This is a genomic window from Sulfuriferula thiophila (genome assembly GCF_003864975.1).
Lineage (GTDB): Bacteria > Pseudomonadota > Gammaproteobacteria > Burkholderiales > Sulfuriferulaceae > Sulfuriferula > Sulfuriferula thiophila.
This window is the reverse complement of sequence record NZ_BHGL01000007.1, coordinates 231,234-243,864: the sequence shown is the minus strand read 5'-3', so window position 1 is coordinate 243,864 and position 12,631 is coordinate 231,234. Positions and strand designations below refer to the sequence as shown.

General features: G+C 53.9%; 12 protein-coding genes and 1 other RNA gene. All 13 read left to right on the top strand.

Translation table 11 applies throughout. The features are described from left to right. Positions 1-6 precede the first annotated feature (6 nt). The 13 genes from rnpB to ftsW all read left to right on the top strand — a co-directional run bounded on the left by rnpB (position 7) and on the right by ftsW (position 12,631). An RNA gene (gene rnpB, locus EJE49_RS05925) (RNase P RNA component class A) lies at positions 7-310 on the top strand. A 17-nt stretch (positions 311-327) separates the two neighbouring features. Next, positions 328-888: a transcription elongation factor GreB gene (gene greB / locus EJE49_RS05920; protein WP_124949482.1), complete on the top strand. Its 561-nt coding sequence runs from the start codon at positions 328-330 to the stop codon at positions 886-888. An 86-nt stretch (positions 889-974) separates the two neighbouring features. Next, positions 975-2,021: a c-type cytochrome gene (locus EJE49_RS05915; RefSeq protein WP_124949481.1), complete on the top strand. Its 1,047-nt coding sequence runs from the start codon at positions 975-977 to the stop codon at positions 2,019-2,021. Further along, a complete protein-coding gene (locus tag EJE49_RS05910; RefSeq protein ID WP_124949480.1) occupies positions 2,018-2,476 on the top strand; it encodes a DUF302 domain-containing protein in 459 nt (152 codons plus the stop codon). The genes EJE49_RS05915 and EJE49_RS05910 overlap by 4 nt, the downstream gene beginning before the upstream one ends. A gap of 351 nt (positions 2,477-2,827) precedes the next feature. Continuing rightward, on the top strand, positions 2,828-3,274 hold the full coding sequence (gene mraZ / locus EJE49_RS05905; protein ID WP_124949479.1) for a division/cell wall cluster transcriptional repressor MraZ: 447 nt from the start codon (positions 2,828-2,830) through the stop codon (positions 3,272-3,274). After that, complete coding sequence (gene rsmH, locus EJE49_RS05900; RefSeq protein ID WP_124949478.1) at positions 3,271-4,197, top strand: 16S rRNA (cytosine(1402)-N(4))-methyltransferase RsmH; 927 nt, start codon at positions 3,271-3,273, stop codon at positions 4,195-4,197. Before mraZ ends, rsmH begins: the two co-directional genes overlap by 4 nt. Continuing rightward, the gene (ftsL, locus tag EJE49_RS05895) at positions 4,194-4,478 is read left to right on the top strand and encodes a cell division protein FtsL (RefSeq protein WP_124949477.1); all 285 of its coding nucleotides are present in this window, start codon (positions 4,194-4,196) and stop codon (positions 4,476-4,478) included. The genes rsmH and ftsL overlap by 4 nt, the downstream gene beginning before the upstream one ends. After that, the gene (locus tag EJE49_RS05890; RefSeq protein WP_223246767.1) at positions 4,475-6,220 is read left to right on the top strand and encodes a peptidoglycan D,D-transpeptidase FtsI family protein; all 1,746 of its coding nucleotides are present in this window, start codon (positions 4,475-4,477) and stop codon (positions 6,218-6,220) included. Before ftsL ends, EJE49_RS05890 begins: the two co-directional genes overlap by 4 nt. Then, on the top strand, positions 6,217-7,683 hold the full coding sequence (locus EJE49_RS05885; protein WP_124949476.1) for a UDP-N-acetylmuramoyl-L-alanyl-D-glutamate--2,6-diaminopimelate ligase: 1,467 nt from the start codon (positions 6,217-6,219) through the stop codon (positions 7,681-7,683). Before EJE49_RS05890 ends, EJE49_RS05885 begins: the two co-directional genes overlap by 4 nt. Then, positions 7,680-9,032 (top strand): UDP-N-acetylmuramoyl-tripeptide--D-alanyl-D-alanine ligase, encoded by a 1,353-nt coding sequence (locus tag EJE49_RS05880; RefSeq protein WP_306308183.1) that lies wholly within the window; start codon positions 7,680-7,682, stop codon positions 9,030-9,032. The genes EJE49_RS05885 and EJE49_RS05880 overlap by 4 nt, the downstream gene beginning before the upstream one ends. Next, positions 9,032-10,117, top strand: a complete 1,086-nt coding sequence (gene mraY / locus EJE49_RS05875; protein WP_124949475.1) for a phospho-N-acetylmuramoyl-pentapeptide-transferase — start codon at positions 9,032-9,034, stop codon at positions 10,115-10,117. The genes EJE49_RS05880 and mraY overlap by 1 nt, the downstream gene beginning before the upstream one ends. A gap of 7 nt (positions 10,118-10,124) precedes the next feature. Continuing rightward, entirely contained in the window at positions 10,125-11,474 is a 1,350-nt protein-coding gene (gene murD, locus EJE49_RS05870) for a UDP-N-acetylmuramoyl-L-alanine--D-glutamate ligase (RefSeq protein WP_124949474.1), read from the top strand. Next, positions 11,471-12,631, top strand: coding sequence for a putative lipid II flippase FtsW (ftsW, locus tag EJE49_RS05865; RefSeq protein WP_124949473.1), 1,161 nt, complete (start codon positions 11,471-11,473; stop codon positions 12,629-12,631). Before murD ends, ftsW begins: the two co-directional genes overlap by 4 nt.

The following is a 12,631-nucleotide window of genomic DNA, read 5'->3' as shown; positions in this document are numbered from 1 at the left end:
GGCGTTGAAGCTGATCAGGCAATCGCTGCCTTGAGTAATCAAGGGGGAGGAAAGTCCGGGCTCCATAGAGCAGGATGCCGGTTAATGGCCGGCCGCCGTGAGGCGAGGAATAGGGCCACAGAGACGAGTATGCCAGCTTTCGGGCTGGCGGATGTGAAACGCGGTAACCTCCATCCGGAGCAAGGCCAAATAGGCAGGCGTTGAAGCGGCTCGCTGAGTCTGCGGGTAGGCTGCTTGAGCGGCTAGGCAACTAGTCGCCTAGAGGAATGATTGCCCACGACAAAACCCGGCTTATCGATCAGCTTCTCCTTCCATCTGAGTATTTCCATGAGTAAAGCATTCACCAAAGAAACCGACGGCGATGATGACGACGAACTGACGTCGGAACTGGCATTGCCTCAAGGCGTAAAAAATTACATGACGCCACGTGGGCATGCGCTGCTACAGGCCGAATTCGATCATTTGTTGCGCACTGAACGACCGCAAGTGGTGGAGATTGTGTCATGGGCGGCCTCGAATGGTGATCGTTCTGAAAATGGGGACTATATCTATGGCAAACGCCGGTTGCGCGAAATCGACCGGCGTTTGCGCTATCTCACCAAACGTCTGGATACCGCCGAAGTTGTCCATCCTGAAACCCAGCAAAATCTTGAGCAGGTATTTTTCGGTGCTACCGTAACTGTGGCTGACGAATCCGGGGCTGAGCAGACGTATCAGATCGTCGGCGTAGATGAGGCCGATCCCGCGCATGGGTTGATCAACTGGGTATCGCCTCTGGCGCGTGCGCTGCTCAAGGCGCGCGAAGGTGATCTGGTACGCTTTCACACCCCTGCTGGTTTGCGTGAAGTCGAAATTATCAGCGTGCGCTATATGCCACCGGTTGAATAAAAGGATATTGTGGTATTAAATTATGCTACGCTATATCTCGGGTGTTTTATATCGGTAGTGCGCAGGGGATTTCGGGGAGTGAGAAAATGCTGATGCGTTGGTTGATGGTATTCGGGTTGGTGTGGCTGGGTTTAGCGCAAGCGCAAGCTGATCAGTCTGGTGCTCAGTTGTATGAGCGAAACTGTGCTGCCTGTCATGGCGCGAAAGGCACCGGGGGGATTGGTGTGCCGCTGGCATTGCCATCGTTCCAGGCCAGTATTAGCGATGATTACATACGCAAAACTATCCGCGTGGGGCGACCGGGCCGGGTGATGCCGGCATTTACCCAGTTGAGTTCCGGGGAAGTCGACGCTTTAGTGCATTATGTTCGTGCCTGGAATAAACAGCCGGCTGTGGTGTACTCCTCTGCCCCGATCAAGGGTGATCCGGCCCATGGTAAGCAGTTATTCAGCAAATATTGTGCGGCCTGTCATGGTGCTAATGCAGAGGGTGGCCGGGGTACGGGCGTGACCTTCTCGCGCCCGCGAGATTTGCCGATCATGGCGCCGGCTTTGCATAACCCCGGCTTCCTCGCTTCTGCCAGTGACGCCATGATCAAAGCGACGTTGATGAAGGGGCGGGAGGGTACGCCGATGGTGTCTTTCCTTAAGCGCGGGCTGAAAGAGAAGGATATTAACGATCTGGTGAGTTATGTGCGCAGCCTGGAGCAGCAGCCTTTATCAGCCAGCGCGACGCTGCTCCAGGTGGAGAATCCGGTCATCGTGCGTGACTCGCCTTATGACCTGAAAACGACGGTAGAGAACGTCAAGCAGGCAGTCAGCAATAATAATTTCTTCTATGGCCGGGTGCAGACCCTGGAGTATGGGTTTACCGCGCCGGAGAATGAAAATCCCAAGCAGGTTATCGTCTATTTTTGCAATGTCAGTTTGCTGAATCAGGTACTGGCGATAGATCCGCGCGTGGGTATGTTCCTGCCGTGCCGTATTACCATTTTTGAGCAGGATGGCAAAGTGAAAGTGATGTCGGTAAATCCGAAAGTGTTGAGCAGTTTATTCAATAATTCCGAACTCAATCGTTTGTGTGATCAGATGACGCAGAGTTATACCACCATTATGGAGGAGGCGACGTTATGAAAAGATTAGCGCAATGGGTAGGGTTGGTCGGGTTGCTGTTGTGCCTGAGTGCACCGGCTATGGCTGACGGGGTGCTGATGGCGCGTACTGATAACCAGTTTCCTGAAGCAATGACGTTGTTGCAAAGCGCAATTTCCAGTCGCGGTTACAAGATTACTCGCTTGCAGGAAGTGAATGAGAATCTGGCGAAGCGCGATTTCAAGAGCGATATGTACCGCGTGGTGTATTTCGGCAAATATGAAGAAGTGAAAGCGGTGACGGCCAGTTATCCGGAACTGATACCTTTTCTGCCGCTGAATATTACGATATTTGCCGAGGGTGATCAGGCTATTCTGGTGGCCAGTCACCCGAAAATGCTGGAGCGGTTTTTCCCTGATCCTAAATTGAAACCCTTGTTTGATCGCTGGGAGGCGGACATGCTGGCTATCATGGATGAGGTGCGCGAAGCGAAGTAGATTATCAGTTGGTTAGTGGTTACGAAACGGCGGAGTTCGACTCCGCCGTTTCTTTTTTGTGGTGGCATGGCAATTCTGGCAGTTTTTCCCTCAGAGCGGTGTGTGAATGAGATTTTCTCTATTTGATCTGCACGCCATTGGCTCAGTCTTCATAGTGTACTTTCAGTATATTAGCTATGTGCTTAATTTTGATTGTTTATTAGCATTTAATTATGCTTCTAAGTCCTTGTAATATTTAAAAAAATCTTGTTTCTTGCTTGACCCTCCCATTTTTATTATCTATAGTGGTGAGAAGTGGTAATAAGTGGTGAAAAGTGGGGATTTTCTCCCCGGTTTTTTAAAAGGCAGAACATGTTTCGTGGCGTAACAACACTCAGTTTGGATACAAAAGGACGGCTCGCTGTGCCGTCGAAGTATCGTGACGTGCTGTTAGCGCAGGGCGACGGGCGTGTGGTAGTGACGGCTGATCCAAGCAAGTGCCTGTTGCTGTACCCATTGCAGGAATGGGAGCCGATCGAAAAAAAGCTGAATGCCTTATCCAGTTTCAATCCGCAGGCACGCAGTTTACAGCGTTTGCTGGTGGGTAATGCGGCAGATCTGGATCTGGATGCGACAGGTCGCATCTTGTTGCCGGCCATGCTGCGCGAGTTTGCGGGTCTGGAAAAAAGTGTGGTGCTGGTGGGGCAGGGTGCGAAATTTGAATTGTGGAATGAGTCACGCTGGCAGGAACAAATGGATTTGGCATTAACGTTTACCGACAGCGCGATGCCTGAAGAACTAACGGGATTCTCTCTGTGAGTGAGCGCTTGCAGCATGAGACCGTGCTGCTGGAAGCGGCAGTTGCTGCATTGGATATTCAGCCGGATGGTACGTATATCGACGCTACTTTCGGGCGCGGCGGGCACAGTCGGCTCATATTAAGTAAGTTGGGCGAGCATGGTCGCCTGTTCGCGTTCGATAAAGATCCGATGGCAATTGCAGCCGGCAGTGCTATCACTGATCCCCGCTTTACCCTGATACATAGCGGTTTTGAACATGTTGCCGAGGAAATGGCGCTGCGTGGGGTGACCCAGGTAAATGGCGTATTGATGGATTTGGGTGTGTCTTCACCGCAATTGGATGATGCTAGTCGCGGGTTTAGTTTCCGGTTTGATGCACCGCTGGATATGCGCATGGATACTACGCGCGGTCCAACTGCAGCAGAGTGGTTGGCGCAGGTGGGTGAGACCGAGTTAAAAGAGGTGATTAGTCAGTATGGTGAAGAGCGGTATGCTAGGTCGATTGCAAGGGCGGTTGTGGCGCAAAGAACAATTACGCCGCTCACAACCACAAAACATTTGGCGCAGCTCGTCGCGTCCGTCGTCCCTACCCGTGAGCCTGGGCAAAACCCGGCGACTCGTACCTTTCAGGCTATACGGATTTACCTCAACCGCGAACTTGAGGAGTTGTCGCTAGCCTTGCCGCACTGTGTTGCTCTGCTTGCTTCGGGCGGCCGTCTGGTGGTGATCAGTTTTCATTCGCTGGAAGATCGTATTGTTAAGCGCTTCATGCGCGAATTATCCAGCCCGCCGTCATTGCCGGCGAGATTGCCGATTCGCGCTGTGGATATTCCTGCAGCCAAGATGAAATTGATCGGACGTGCCACGCGACCCGATGATAGGGAAATTGCGGCTAATCCGCGGGCACGCAGTGCCGTGATGCGGGTGATGGAAGCGCTATGAGTCGCGTTCATTTATTTATGTTGTTGCTGGTTGTGCTGTGTGCGTTGGGGGTGGTGACTAGTCAGCATCAGGCGCGCAAAGCATTTGTTGCATTGGAGCAGGAACAGACCAGGCAGCGCCAGTTGGAGGTGGAGTGGGGGCAGTTGCAGTTAGAACAAAGCACTTGGGCCATGCATGCCCGAGTCGAAAAAATAGCGATAGAAAAGTTACAAATGCAGTTGCCTGATGCTGCGCATATGCAAATTGCCTATGCTGGAAAATCGGCTGAGGTGCAGCCGTGAGTCGTATTGCTACTCGCCCAACCAGCCATTTGCTGGAGTTGCATTTACAGCAATGGCGCGGGCGTTTGGTGTTGGGGCTGATACTGGCGGGGTTTTTGGTTCTGGCCGGGCGGGCGGTGTATTTGCAAGGCTTGCATCACGATTTTTTGCAACGCAAGGGCGATGCGCTGGCCAGCAGGGTAGTTGAGTTGCCTGCGCATCGCGGCATGATCGCTGATCGTAATGGCGAGCCATTGGCAATCAGTACACCGGTAGAGTCTCTGTGGGCTAACCCTTCTTCGGTGGAGGTGAGTGCTAGTCAGTTAAAACAACTGGCGACTGTGTTGCAGATGCCGGTAGCGGAATTGAAAGGCAAGCTGGCGCAGAAGGATCGCGAGTTTGTCTATATCAAACGTCGCTTGCCGCCAGATCAGGCAGAAGCGGTGGCTAAGCTGGGTATATCAGGCATGTCACTGCAACGGGAATATCGCCGCTACTACCCTGCAGGGGAAGTCGCGGCGCATTTGTTGGGTTTTACCGGGATTGATGATAGCGGGCAGGAAGGTATGGAGCTGGCTTATCAAAGCTGGCTGGCCGGGATACCTGGCAGTCGGCGGGTGTTGAAAGATCGTAAAGGGAATGTGTTCGAGGACGTGGAAGGCATCATGAGTCCTAAGCCCGGACATGACCTGGTGTTATCAATAGATATGCGCTTGCAGTATCTCGCTTATCGCGAACTGCAGGCGGCTGTGCTGGCAAATAAGGCTAAGGCAGGTGCGATTGTGGTACTGGATGCAAAAACCGGCGAGATTCTCGCGTTGGCGAATGTGCCGTCATTCAATCCGAATAATCGCGAAGGCGTGAAGCCATGGCAGATGCGCAATCATGCTGTCACGGATGAGTATGAGCCAGGTTCGACTATGAAGCCTTTCACAGTGGCGGCTGCAATGGATACCGGTAAATATAAGCCGGATACGCTGATCGATACCGAAAACGGCAGCTATCAGATCGGCCCGAAACGTATTCGCGATGCGCATCCGCACGGCATGTTGACAGTGTCGCAGGTAATCCAGAAATCCAGCAACGTCGGTGCGTCGAAGATGGCGCTGTCGATGTCGCCGGAATACATGTGGACTGAATTGCATAACGCCGGATTTGGCACGGTACCGCGTGTCGGTTTTCCTGGCGCTGCGTCAGGCAGTTTACGTCCATACCAGCATTGGCGGCCTATCGAGCAGGCAACCATGTCGTATGGTAATGGTATCTCGGTGAGCTTGCTGCAACTGGCGCGTGCCTATACGGTTTTTACCAATCATGGTGTGATGAAGCCGGTGACCATGCTTAAGCAAACCGGGGCAGGCCCTGCCGGTGTGCGTGTGTTCAGCGCACAAAGCGCCGATGCATTGATCCCCATGCTGGAAAGTGTAATCACACCGGAAGGCACCGCGCCGCAAGCCGCACTGGATGGTTACCGCGTGGCGGGTAAGACCGGTACGGCTCATAAGCCGGATCGTGGCGGCTATTCAGCAGATAAATACATTGCCTCATTTATTGGTTTTGCGCCGGCCAGTAACCCGCGCCTGATTATTGCAGTAATGGTCGATGAGCCATCGGCGGGTCAATATTATGGTGGCACTGTGTCTGCACCGGTGTTTAAGAAAGTGATGCAAAGCGCGCTACGTCAGATGGATGTTGCGCCAGATAAACCTATCGTGCATCAGTCATTGCCCACCACGGTGGTGGGCGAGGATGAGTCAACATGAGCCGCACCGCTCTTCATAATGCCGCCAATATTCTGGCGGCATTGACGCGTCAGGGCGTGGCATTAACCGGTTTGACCGCAGACAGCCGGCAAATCAGGCCAGGAATGGCGTTTGCCGCTTATCCGGGCGAGGCGGGCGATGGTCGCCGTTATATTGCTGCGGCAATTAAGGCTGGTGCTGTGGCCGTGTTATGGGAAGCGGCAGATTTTAGTTGGCCCGATGAATTTGCCGGAATGCCTAATGTGTCTGTGCAGGATTTAAAAGACAGTATTGGCGAAATTGCTGCACTGGTATATGGCGATCCGTCCGATGGTATGTGGGTAATTGGAGTGACTGGCACCAATGGTAAAACTTCCTGCACGCAATGGCTGGCACAAAGTTTTACCGCGCTGGGACGCAAGACGGCAGTAATCGGTACGCTGGGAAATGGGTTCCCGCCGGAGCTGGATTACACCGGCAACACCACCCCCGATGCGGCAGTGTTGCAGGCGGCTTTGGCAGATTATCGCGCAGCCGGGGCAGAAAATGTGGCGATGGAAGTGTCATCACACGGCCTGGATCAGGGGCGGGTAAATGGTGTGCAATTTGATGTGGCGGTGCTGACTAATCTGACCCGCGACCATCTGGATTATCACGGTGACATGGCGAGCTATGCCGGAGCCAAGGCCAAGTTGTTTGCCTGGCCGGGTTTGCGCTACGCCATTCTGAATCAGGATGACGAATTTGGCCGTGAGCTTGCGCGTAACTGTTCAACAAATGGCGTACAGATAGTTGGGTATGGCTTTGAACAAGGTAATGTGCGCTGCACTAATTTGCATCTGTCGACTGCAGGGCTGGTGATGCAGGTTGAAACAGACTGGGGAAATACGGAGCTGCGTTCACCGTTGCTTGGGCGTTTTAACGCGCATAACCTGTTGGCGAGTCTGGCTGCCATGCTGGTGAGCGGTGTGGCGCTGACCGATGCGGTGACAGCGCTGTCTGCAGTCACCGCTGTTGCGGGACGCATGCAGGCAATCGGCGGGGGCGGGCAGCCATTAGTGGTGATTGATTATGCGCATACGCCAGATGCGCTGGAAAAAGTATTGATGAGTTTACGAGAATTGAATCAAGACGGAAAAGTGTGGTGCGTATTCGGTTGTGGCGGAGAAAGAGATCCGGGCAAGCGGCCATTAATGGGCGCGATCGCGATGCAGCAGGCCGATCAGGTCATGGTGACTTCGGATAATCCGCGTGGCGAAGACGCGCAAACCATAATTGCCGAGATACGCGCAGGGATGAATGGACAGGAAATGGTAATAGCGGATCGGGCGCAGGCAATCAGTGCCGCAATCACGCAGGCGCAGGCTGGCGATGTGGTGCTGGTGGCAGGTAAAGGGCATGAGGACTATCAGGAAGTTGCAGGGATTAAATATCCGTTCAGCGACCTTTCGGTGGCCCAGCAAGCATTGGAGGCGCGCGCATGAGCATGATGACCTTGAATGTTGCAGCGCAGGCCATAGCCGCTAAGGCGCGCGGAGCAGCAGAATTTACGCGAGTAACCACAGATAGCCGGGACATCCAGCCGGGTGATCTGTTTGTTGCATTGCGTGGTGAAAAGTTTGACGGTCATCAGTTTGCACAAGCCGCGCTGGATGCGGGGGCAGCAGCAGTGATGGTGGATAACCAGTGTGTGGCTGAATTGTCGCCGGCACTCGTGGTAGCGGATACGCGTCTGGCGCTGGGTCAATTGGCAGCCTATTGGCGTAAACAGATGCCGGCTCGCATCATCGGCGTGACTGGAAGTAGCGGCAAAACCAGCGTCAAGGAAATGCTGGCGGCGATACTGCATGCGGCCGTGGGGGATGAGGCTGTATTAGCCACCAAAGGGAATTTTAACAATGACATCGGTATGCCGCTGACTTTGCTGCGTCTGCAGCCGCAGCATCAATACGGTGTCATCGAGATGGGGATGAATCATGCGGGCGAGATCGCGTATTTAACCCGACTGGCTCAGCCAGACGTGGCGCTCATCAATAATGCCGGCACGGCGCATATCGGCATGCTTGGTTCCGTCGAGGCGATTGCGGCGGCGAAAGGTGAGATTTTGTTGGGATTGCCGACAGATGGCGTCGCAATAATTAATGCGGATGATGTATTTGCGCCCCTGTGGCGGCAGTCAGCAGGTACGCGCGCAGTGATGGATTTCGGTTTGCAGCGCGCCACGATAGTGTGCGGCAGTTATGTTGCGCATGCCGCTTATAGCGACGTGCACATAAATTCACCCATCATGCAGCTGGACCTGCAATTGCCGGTTTTAGGCGAGCACAGCGTGATGAACGCACTGGCAGCAGCCGCCGCAGCCATGGCGCTGGGCATTAACGGCGAAGCGATTGTGACAGGGCTGCAGGGATTCAAAGGCGTGTATGGCCGGCTGCAGCGCAAACCCGCCAGACAGGGCGCCATCGTCATTGACGATAGTTATAACGCGAACCCGGATTCGACTCGCGCTGCGATACAGGTGCTGGCAGCCGTAGCGGGTACACGGTTATTGGTGCTTGGGGATATGGGCGAGTTGGGCACAGATGAAGTGGCATTGCATGCCGAGATTGGTGCATTGGCTAAAAGTGCAGGCATAGATGGCCTGTATGCGCTGGGTGAGTTAAGCCGCCATGCCGTAGCGGTATTCGGAAACGGTGCTCAGCACTTTGCAAACGTAGAGGAATTAACTGCGGCATTGTTGCCAAAGTTGATGGCGAATGTGACGGTATTGGTCAAGGGGTCGCGTTTCATGCAAATGGAGCGCGTAGTTAAAGTTCTAGAGGAGCAAGCCTGATGTTGTTATGGCTATTTCAACATTTGTCGTCAGATTTACGCGCTTTCAATATGTTTAGCTACATTACGCTGCGTACGGTATTGGCGACACTGACCTCGCTGACCATTTCATTCATGGTTGGCCCGTATGTAATTCGCAAACTAACTGCAATGAAAATTGGCCAGTCGGTACGGGACGACGGCCCGCAATCGCATCTGGTGAAAGCTGGTACACCAACCATGGGCGGTGCGTTGATATTAGTGTCAATTGCTGTGTCCACCCTGCTGTGGGGAGATTTGAGTAATCGCTACGTGTGGGTCGCGCTGCTCACTACACTTGGATTTGGCGCGGTTGGCTGGGTCGATGATTACCGCAAAGTGGTATACCGCAATCCCAAAGGACTGTCGGCCAAGGCTAAATATTTCTGGCAATCAGTATTTGGTTTGGGCGCAGCACTGTTCATCGCCTATTCCACCGAGTTGCCGGCACAGACCGAACTGATCGTGCCGTTCTTCAAGCATATTGCGATCCCGCTGGGAACGGTGGGCTTCGTTGTGCTGACCTATTTTGTGATCGTTGGCTCCAGTAATGCGGTCAATCTGACCGATGGTCTGGATGGTCTGGCAATCATGCCGACGGTGATGGTGGCGTCAGCGCTGGCAATTTTTGCCTATGTTGCCGGGCATGCCGAGTTCTCCCGCTATCTGGGTGTGCCGCATATCCCGGGTGCCGGTGAGCTGGCAGTGTTCTGCGCATCCATAGCGGGTGCAGGGCTGGCGTTTCTCTGGTTTAACGCCTATCCGGCAGAAGTGTTTATGGGCGACGTCGGTGCGCTGGCGCTGGGCGCAGCCCTGGGCGTAGTCGCGGTGATCGCTCGTCAGGAGATCGTGCTGTTCATCATGGGCGGTGTGTTCGTGGTGGAAACCTTATCCGTGGTTATACAGGTGGCCTCGTTCAAAATGACAGGCAAGCGTGTATTCCGCATGGCACCGTTGCACCATCACTATGAATTGAAGGGCTGGAAAGAAACGCAAGTGGTAGTGCGTTTCTGGATTATCACCATGATGCTGGTGCTGATTGGTTTATCAACATTGAAAATACGTTAACGAAAACATGAACTGGTACGGGCAACATATCTTGATTCTGGGACTGGGTAATAGCGGTCTGGCTGCGGCGCGCTGGTTGGCACACCGCGGAGCAGACCTGCGCGTCGCCGATACAAGTGCTGCGCCAGCCAATTTACCACGCTTACAGCAAGCGCTACCCGAGGTTCCTGTTACCACGGGCAAGTTTGTGGAAGCAGATTTCGTCTGGGCGGACCGTATCATTATCAGCCCGGGCGTGCCGCTGGCGCATGAATTGATACAGTCCGCCATGCAGCGCGGCATCATGGTGTGGGGGGATGTCGAGCTGTTTGCACAGGCAGTGCCTTCCCATGCCAAAGTAATAGCCATCACTGGCTCGAATGGCAAAAGTACCGTGACCAGTATGGTGGCGGCGATGTGCAGCGCTGCGGGTAAAAAAACCCTGATGGCTGGCAACATCGGCCTACCGGTGCTGGATGCGCTGGAAGATCATCCGGAAACGGAAGTGTTTGTGCTGGAACTGTCGAGTTTCCAACTGGAAACCACATTTACGCTCAACCCGGTCGCGGCAACTGTGCTGAATATCAGCGAAGATCATCTGGATCGTTATGCCAGCCTTGATGAATATGCCGCGACCAAGGCGCGGATATTTGATGTGGGCGGTGTGCAGGTGCTGAATCGTGATGATGCGCGCAGCATGGCCATGGCGCGGACGGATCGCAATACACTGAGTTTCGGCCTGAATGCCAGTGAAACTGAACATGAGTATGGCGTGCGTGATGGCAATTTATGTCGCGGTAAACGCAAATTAATGGCGATTGCCGATTTGCCACTGGCGGGTTTGCACAACGCAGCAAACGCGCTTGCTGCACTTGCATTATGCCAGGCAATGGATTTACCGGAAACACCGATACTGGATGCGCTGCGTAAATTCAAAGGTTTGCCACATCGTGTGGAGTGGGTAGCGGAAATAAACGGGGTCAGTTTTTATGACGATTCCAAAGGCACTAACGTCGGCGCAACTGAAGCAGCATTAAAGGGTATGGATAAACCCGTAGTGCTGATAGTAGGCGGCGATGGCAAAGGACAGGATTTCACCCCGCTGGCTGGTGCAGTGAAACAATCAGCGCGTGCAGTGGTGCAAATCGGCCGGGATGGCAACCTGATTGCTGAAGCGATAGTGTCAGCCGGCGTGCCGGTAGTGCGTGCTGAAAGCATGGAGCAGGCTGTAGCGCTTGCCTACGAACAGGCGAAGCCAGGTGATGCGGTGTTGCTATCGCCTGCATGTGCCAGTTTCGACATGTTCAAAAATTATGCTCACCGCGCGGATGTGTTTATTGCGGCAGTTAAACAGCTGGAACGGGGTGCCACCCTATGAATGCACCCGTGAGATCCAGGCGCGATGTGGCGGAATATGATTTCGTACTGCTCTGGTTGACGGCGGCTTTACTGGCATTTGGTCTGGTGATGGTGTATTCCGCGTCCATCGATATAGCTGAAGCGAACCGTGCGACGGGCCATCATCCCACTTTCTTTCTCATGCGCCATGCGATGTTTATTGTGGTGGGTCTGATGGCTGGTTATGCCACATTCCAGGTGCCAATACGGGTATGGCAGCATTTTGCACCGTGGCTGTTTCTGGGCGGGCTGGTGTTGCTGGCTATCGTGCTGATACCGGGGATAGGGCGCAACGTTAACGGCAGCCAGCGCTGGTTACCGCTGGGCATTATTAATCTGCAACCTTCTGAACTGATGAAGCTGGCAGCAGTAATTTATGCCGCAGATTACACCGTACGCAAAGCCGCATTCATGCACAGCTTCAAGCAGGGGTTTTTGCCGATGCTCATCGCCATCCTGTTTACCGGCTTTCTGCTCTTGCGTGAGCCGGATTTCGGTGCGTTTGTGGTGATTATCGCAATCGCGATGTCGGCGTTGTTTTTGGGTGGACTGAATCTGCGTATTTTTGCCGGATTGATCGTGTTGCTGGTGGTGGGCTTCATCGGCCTGATCTGGAGCTCGCCGTATCGTCTGCAACGTATCGTCGGATTCATGGATCCGTGGGCGGATCCATTTGGCAAAGGCTATCAGTTATCGCATGCACTGATTGCATTCGGACGCGGTCAGTGGACAGGTTTGGGTCTGGGTGGCAGCGTGGAGAAACTGTTTTATTTGCCGGAAGCGCATACCGATTTTCTGCTGGCTGTGATCGCGGAGGAGCTGGGCTTTATCGGCGTGGCGGCAGTGATAATACTGTTCGCATGGCTGGTAGTGCGGGCGTTCCAGATTGGTCGTCAGGCCGCGGTGATGGAACGTCACTTCTGTGCGCTGACCGCTATGGGTATAGGTATCTGGCTGGGAGTGCAAGCGGCTATTAATATCGGTGTGAATGTCGGTTTGTTGCCCACCAAAGGGTTGACGCTGCCATTCTTGTCGTTTGGCGGTAGCGGTATCGTGGCAAATTGCATGGCGATTGCAATATTGCTCAGAGTCGACTTTGAAACCCGCTGCTTGAAGCGCGGCAAGAAGGGGACCTGA

Bases quoted from the DNA above. Each gene is read 5' to 3' on its own strand.
- EJE49_RS05880 (WP_306308183.1), top strand. From the start codon at position 7,680: ATGAGCATGATGACCTTGAATGTTGCAGCGCAGGCCATAGCCGCTAAG.
- ftsW (WP_124949473.1), top strand. From the start codon at position 11,471: ATGAATGCACCCGTGAGATCCAGGCGCGATGTGGCGGAATATGATTTC.
- EJE49_RS05915 (WP_124949481.1), top strand. From the start codon at position 975: ATGCTGATGCGTTGGTTGATGGTATTCGGGTTGGTGTGGCTGGGTTTA.
- EJE49_RS05885 (WP_124949476.1), top strand. From the start codon at position 6,217: ATGAGCCGCACCGCTCTTCATAATGCCGCCAATATTCTGGCGGCATTG.
- EJE49_RS05910 (WP_124949480.1), top strand. From the start codon at position 2,018: ATGAAAAGATTAGCGCAATGGGTAGGGTTGGTCGGGTTGCTGTTGTGC.
- mraY (WP_124949475.1), top strand. From the start codon at position 9,032: ATGTTGTTATGGCTATTTCAACATTTGTCGTCAGATTTACGCGCTTTC.
- ftsL (WP_124949477.1), top strand. From the start codon at position 4,194: ATGAGTCGCGTTCATTTATTTATGTTGTTGCTGGTTGTGCTGTGTGCG.
- mraZ (WP_124949479.1), top strand. From the start codon at position 2,828: ATGTTTCGTGGCGTAACAACACTCAGTTTGGATACAAAAGGACGGCTC.
- murD (WP_124949474.1), top strand. From the start codon at position 10,125: ATGAACTGGTACGGGCAACATATCTTGATTCTGGGACTGGGTAATAGC.
- greB (WP_124949482.1), top strand. From the start codon at position 328: ATGAGTAAAGCATTCACCAAAGAAACCGACGGCGATGATGACGACGAA.